Below are 6,022 nucleotides of genomic sequence, written 5' to 3'. Positions count from 1 at the left end.
CTTAAACGCCAATGGGGTGTCCACGCAGCTGGTGTAATTCTCTCGCGCGATCCACTTCTGGATGTAATTCCCATTCATCGCCGTGAATCCGATGGTTCAATCATCACTCAGTTTGATATGGGTGCGTGTGAAGCAACGGGTCTACTTAAGATGGACTTCCTCGGTCTTCGCAACCTCTCTGTTCTCGATGACACTCTTGACAATATTAAAGAGAATCAAAATATCAATCTTGTTCTCGAAGATTTACCGCTTGCAGATGAGAAGACATTCGAACTCCTTTCGCGTGGTGACACACTGGGAGTCTTCCAGCTCGATGGTGGCGGAATGCGTTCGTTGCTTCGCGCCATGGCGCCTGACTCATTTGAAGATATCTCCGCGGTGATTGCGCTCTATCGCCCGGGACCTATGGGTGAAAACTCACATAATGATTATGCAGATCGCAAGAATGGTCGCAAGAAAGTCGAACCAATTCATCCAGAGCTATCTGATGCTCTCCAAGATATTTTGGGCGATACCTATGGCCTGATTGTGTATCAAGAGCAGGTAATGGCGATTGCTCAGAAAGTTGCTGGCTTTACTCTCGGACGCGCAGACCTTCTTCGTAAAGCGATGGGTAAGAAGAATAAAGAGATTCTCGATAAGGAATACGTACCGTTCGAAGCAGGTATGAAGGCAAATGGCTTCTCTGAAGATGCCATCAAGCGACTCTGGGAAGTTCTCATTCCGTTCTCAGATTACGCATTTAACCGCGCGCACTCCGCTGGATATGGCGTAGTGTCATTCTGGACCGCTTACCTCAAGGCGAACTTCCCAACCGAGTACATGGCAGCACTCCTTACATCTGTGCGCGACGATAAAGATAAGTCTGCGCTCTACCTCTCTGAATGTCGTCGCATGGGTATCAAGGTCTTACCACCTGATGTCAATGAATCTAATGCTGAATACACCCCGCGTGGTCGCGATATTCGTTTTGGTCTTGCTGCTATTCGTAACGTCGGCGAAGGTGTTGTTGCATCGATTAAGGCATCTCGCCAAGCAAAAGGGAATTTCACTTCTTTCGGAGATTTCCTTGCCAAAGTTGATGCTCAAGTGTGCAATAAGAAGACAATTGAATCGCTGATTAAAGGCGGTGCATTTGATGAGCTCAAGCATCCACGCAAAGGATTGATGACAATTCACCTTGAGGCAATTGACTCCGTCATTGAGACTAAGCGCGCCGAAGCAATCGGTCAGTTCGATCTATTTGGAGGCGAAACTTCAAGCGATGTAGCCGGTTTGGAGGTCGAGATCCCGCAGACTGAATGGGATAAGGGAACTCTTCTTGCATTTGAGCGCGAAATGTTGGGGCTCTACGTCTCCGACCATCCGCTTCTCGGTGTCGAACATGTATTGCGCTCACATACAGATATGTCTATTAGTGCACTCCTTGATGGAGGTGTCCCTGACGGCATGGTGACAATCGGAGGATTAATTACTGGAGTCCAACGAAAAGTATCTCGCAATGGAGATTCTTGGGCTGTAGTAAATATTGAAGACCTCGAAGGATCGATTGAGGCGCTCTTCTTCTCAAAGACATACAACCAATATTCTCTTTCACTGACTGAAGACCGTGTTGTCGTGATTCGTGGTCGTTTCTCTCGCAGTGATGAACAAGTCAGATTTACAGCGATGGAGATGACGATGCCCGATATCACTAGTGGTCCTACGGGTCCGCTCTTGATCTCACTTCCGGCAGCACAGGTGACACCACCAATCGTCGAGCGGATGAAAGAGATTTTGAAATCTCATCCAGGAAAACGTGAAGTCCACCTCCATGTCATCGATACACAGAAGTCCACAACGCTCAAGGTTGATGCTCTTGTGACTGCATCACCAAGTCTGAGCGCAGATCTCAAGGCAATCTTGGGTCCTGACTGCATCGTCCGCGGCTAATCGCGGCGCATAGCAGGTGCAGCTCACCGTAGAATAAGCACATGTTGCGACGCGTAGATCTCCGAGGTAAGAACCTCAGTAAAGATCAGTATCAGCGCGAGCTCCCACGGGCCACGCTCGATGTTGCCGCTGCAATGGCGGCGATTGAACCTATCTTGCACCGCGTCAAAGACGGTACAGAGGCAGATCTGATTGCACTGGCAGAACAATTCGATGGGGTAAAGCCTGCCTACATTCGCGTTCCACAATCCGAACTTGACGCAGCTCTTGCACACCTGGCACCTGAGATTCGCACAGCTTTAGAAGTTTCAGCTGCTCGCATCCGCACTGTGCATAGCGCACAGACTCGTGATGAGAATAAAGTTACCGTCGTAGATGGTGGCACCGTCAGCGAGAAGTGGATTCCTGTTGATCGCGTGGGCCTCTATGTACCTGGGGGACGTGCCGTCTATCCAAGTTCAGTCTTAATGAATGTGATACCTGCACAGATTGCACAGGTATCTAGCATTGCGGTGGCATCACCTCCGCAAGTAGAAAATGGAGGATTGCCCCACCCAACTATTTTGGCTGCTTGTGCCCTTCTCGGTATCACTGAGGTCTACGCAGTAGGTGGCGCACAAGCAATCGCTCTCTTTGCCTATGGCATGGAAGGCGTTGCAGCAAAATGTGATTTGGTTACCGGTCCTGGAAATATTTATGTTGCAGCTGCAAAGCGCGCCCTGCGTGGAATCATCGGAATTGATTCGGAGGCAGGTCCTACTGAGATTGCAATCCTTGCTGACAAGACCGCAATCCCTGCAGATGTTGCAACAGATCTCATCAGCCAGGCAGAACACGATGTCATCGCGGCAGCAGTACTAGTGACTGATTCATCAGATTTGATTGATGCAGTTCATGTCGAACTTGAAAAGCGCGTTCTTGCGACACGTCACTCAGATCGTATTCGTACGGCGCTTACCGGTATTCAATCTGCCGCGGTACTTGTTGATTCCATCGAACAAGGACTCGATGTTGTCAACGCATATGCTGCAGAGCACTTAGAGATTCAAACTGTCAGCGCCGCCGATGATGCGCAGAAGATTCGCAATGCCGGAGCGGTCTTTATTGGTCGTTTCTCACCTGTTTCACTCGGTGATTACTCTGCCGGCTCTAACCACGTGCTCCCTACTGGGGGATGCGCCTGCCATAGCAGTGGTTTATCGGTGCAATCCTTCCTTAAAGGAATTCACTTTATCGAATACCGTCAGCAAGCATTTACAGATATTGCATCGACTGTAATTACCTTGGCTAACGCCGAAGATCTTCCTGCACATGGTGAAGCAATTGCTGCGCGATTTGAGTCGCTATGAGCCAATGGCCAACATGGCTGCCGCTGGCAGAACGATTGCGCCCGCTCTCACCATATGGCGCGCCTCAGGTTCCAGCGCAAGCAGTGCTCAACACCAATGAAAATCCATACTCGCTTTCACCACAGCTTGCTGCCGCAATAGCATCGCGCGTTGAAAAGGCGGCACTTCATCTCAACCGCTATCCCGATCGTGATGCAATTGCACTTCGTACAAGTCTCGCAGCTTTTATTAATACACTCTCATCGACAGATGTCACAGTCGACAATATCTGGGCCGCAAACGGCAGTAATGAAATTATTCAATCTCTCTACTTGGCATTTGGAGATAAGGGCGCACTTGGTTTCACGCCTTCATATTCCATGCATCCACTCATTGCTCGTGTGACAAATACCGAATGGCATGAAGGGCCGAGACGCGATGATTTCTCGCTCGATGTGACACTTGCGAAAGAAGAAATTGCAAAGTCATCTCCCTCGCTTACTTTTATTACAACACCTAATAACCCGACTGGCAGCTCAGTCACCATCGAAGAGATTGAAGAGCTTGCAAAAGTTGTACCGGGATTATTGGTTGTCGATGAGGCGTACGCAGAATTCTCTGATCAGACCTCAGCAGTAACCTTAATCAAGAAGTATCCACAGGTTGTTGTGATTCGCACGATGAGCAAAGCGTTTTCTTTTGCTGGTGTGCGCCTGGGCTATCTCGTTGCAGATAAATCTGTCATCGATGCAATGTTCCTGGTTCGCCTTCCGTATCATCTCAGTACGATCACTCAAGCTGCAGCTGAAGTAGCTCTCGAATTTCGCAATGAGCTGCTAGGTAATGTGGCAACTCTTATTGCCTATCGCGAGAAGGTGAAGATCCAACTGCAAGCACTTGGTTTGCAGGTCGCGCCAAGTAAGGCGAACTTCTTGCTCTTCTCAGGATTTGATATTCCAGCGCCAATTCTCTGGAAATCACTCTTGGATGCCGGTGTCCTCATTCGCGATGTGGGATTATCAGGGCACTTGCGAGTGACAATTGGCAGTGAAGCCGAAAACAATCTCTTTATCAACGCACTCACAGCAATCATCACTAAGTAATGGAGAAGCCCATGAGAAATGCACGAGTAGAACGCACAACAAAGGAATCTAGCGTCCTCGTCGACCTCACACTCGATGGAACTGGCGAAATCTCAGTTGATACTGGAGTGCCATTCTTTGATCACATGATGTCTCAGTTAGGTAAGCACTCAGGTTTTAACCTCACTATTAAGACAACTGGTGATATCGATGTTGATTCACACCACACAGTCGAAGATACATCTCTTGCATTTGGTCAGGCGCTTCGCGAAGCACTGGGGGATAAGGCGGGAATTCGTCGCTTCGGTGATGCGATGGTTCCACTCGATGAGGTTCTCGTGCAGGCAGCAGTCGATCTTTCAGGCCGCCCATACCTTGTGCACCGTCAGCCAGAGATTGTTGAACTCATCGGCACCTTCGATACAACTCTTGGCCGCCATATCTGGGAGTCCATTGTTGCCGAGGCTCGTATCGCACTTCACGTGCGCGTACTTGAAGGTCGCAATGCACATCACGTCTTTGAAGCACAGTTCAAAGCAGTAGCTCGCGCACTGCGTGTCTCTGTTGCTATTGACGGCCGTACAGCTGGAATTCCTTCCACAAAGGGCACTCTCTAATTCAATGGCAATTGCCATCCTGGATTACGGATCTGGAAACCTTCGGTCGGCTCTTCGCGCCTTCGAACGCGCCGGAAGAGATGTAGTCCTTACCTCAGATTACTCAGTGGCACTTGAAGCGGAAGGTCTCGTAGTTCCAGGTGTCGGTGCATTCGGGGCATGTATGCAAGGTCTCGCATCTGTAAAAGGTGATGCCCTCGTTCGCGAACGTGTTGCTCTAGCCAGACCAACAATCGGCATCTGCGTAGGAATGCAGATTCTCTTTGCTCACGGTGTTGAACACGGTGAACATGATGGCGTCGGGATCTGGCCGTCGACGGTTGAGAAACTCAGCGCGCCTGTTCTGCCACATATGGGGTGGAACACCGTTGAGATAGCTTCAGGAAGTAATCTTTTTAAGGGCGTTGAAGGTGAATCTTTTTACTTTGTTCATTCTTATGGTGTGACTCAGAAAGTTGAAACTACTGCGCTCCAATCATGGACCGATTACGACAGTCGATTCTTAGCTGCCATCGAGGATGGCGTAATGAGTGCAACGCAATTTCATCCAGAAAAATCTGGAGCTGCAGGTCTCCATCTCATCAAGAATTGGGTATCCACGTTATGAGCTACTTAGAACTTCTTCCAGCAGTTGATGTAAAAGACGGTCGTGCTGTGCGCTTGGTGCAAGGCGAACTCGACGCCGAGACTGCCTATGGCTCACCACTTGATGCGGCGCTAGATTTTCAATCATCTGGTGCAGAATGGATTCACCTTGTCGATCTCGATGCAGCCTTCGGGCGTGGAGAAAATAGTGCGCTCTTAGCAGAAGTTGTTGGTCGCCTCGATATCAAAGTCGAACTCTCGGGTGGAATTCGCGATGATGCATCGCTCGAGCGCGCTCTTGCCACGGGCTGCCGACGCGTCAACCTTGGAACGGCTGCACTTGAAAATCCTGAGTGGACTTCGCGAGTGATTGCCCAATATGGCGATCGTATTGCAGTAGGACTTGATGTGCGCGGACATGTTCTAGCCGCACGTGGATGGACAGAAGAGGGCGGAGATCTTTTCGAGACGATTCGAC

Annotated in this window: 6 protein-coding genes; all 6 read left to right on the top strand. The window is 49.7% G+C overall.

All coding sequences use genetic code 11. The annotated features are described in order from the left end of the window. The coding region (gene dnaE / locus ACKOVI_RS00135) for a DNA polymerase III subunit alpha (protein ID WP_509601606.1) at positions 1–1,932 on the top strand (1,932 nt) is incomplete at its 5' end. Positions 1,933–1,973: 41 nt separating this feature from the next. After that, positions 1,974–3,281, top strand: a complete 1,308-nt coding sequence (gene hisD / locus ACKOVI_RS00130) for a histidinol dehydrogenase (protein WP_509601604.1) — start codon at positions 1,974–1,976, stop codon at positions 3,279–3,281. After that, on the top strand, positions 3,278–4,363 hold the full coding sequence (locus ACKOVI_RS00125) for a histidinol-phosphate transaminase (RefSeq protein WP_509601602.1): 1,086 nt from the start codon (positions 3,278–3,280) through the stop codon (positions 4,361–4,363). Before hisD ends, ACKOVI_RS00125 begins: the two co-directional genes overlap by 4 nt. Positions 4,364–4,374: 11 nt before the next feature. Further along, the gene (gene hisB, locus ACKOVI_RS00120; protein WP_509601600.1) at positions 4,375–4,959 is read left to right on the top strand and encodes an imidazoleglycerol-phosphate dehydratase HisB; all 585 of its coding nucleotides are present in this window, start codon (positions 4,375–4,377) and stop codon (positions 4,957–4,959) included. A 4-nt stretch (positions 4,960–4,963) separates the two neighbouring features. Continuing rightward, positions 4,964–5,566: an imidazole glycerol phosphate synthase subunit HisH gene (gene hisH / locus ACKOVI_RS00115; protein ID WP_509601597.1), complete on the top strand. Its 603-nt coding sequence runs from the start codon at positions 4,964–4,966 to the stop codon at positions 5,564–5,566. Further along, positions 5,563–6,022: HisA/HisF-related TIM barrel protein (locus ACKOVI_RS00110; RefSeq protein ID WP_509601595.1), on the top strand; the 460-nt coding region annotated here is incomplete at its 3' end. The genes hisH and ACKOVI_RS00110, both read left to right, overlap by 4 nt.

This window comes from Candidatus Planktophila sp. (genome assembly GCF_046070465.1).
GTDB lineage: Bacteria > Actinomycetota > Actinomycetes > Nanopelagicales > Nanopelagicaceae > Planktophila.
The sequence above is the reverse complement of the archived record's forward strand: the minus strand, read 5'-3'. Positions and strand labels throughout refer to the sequence as shown.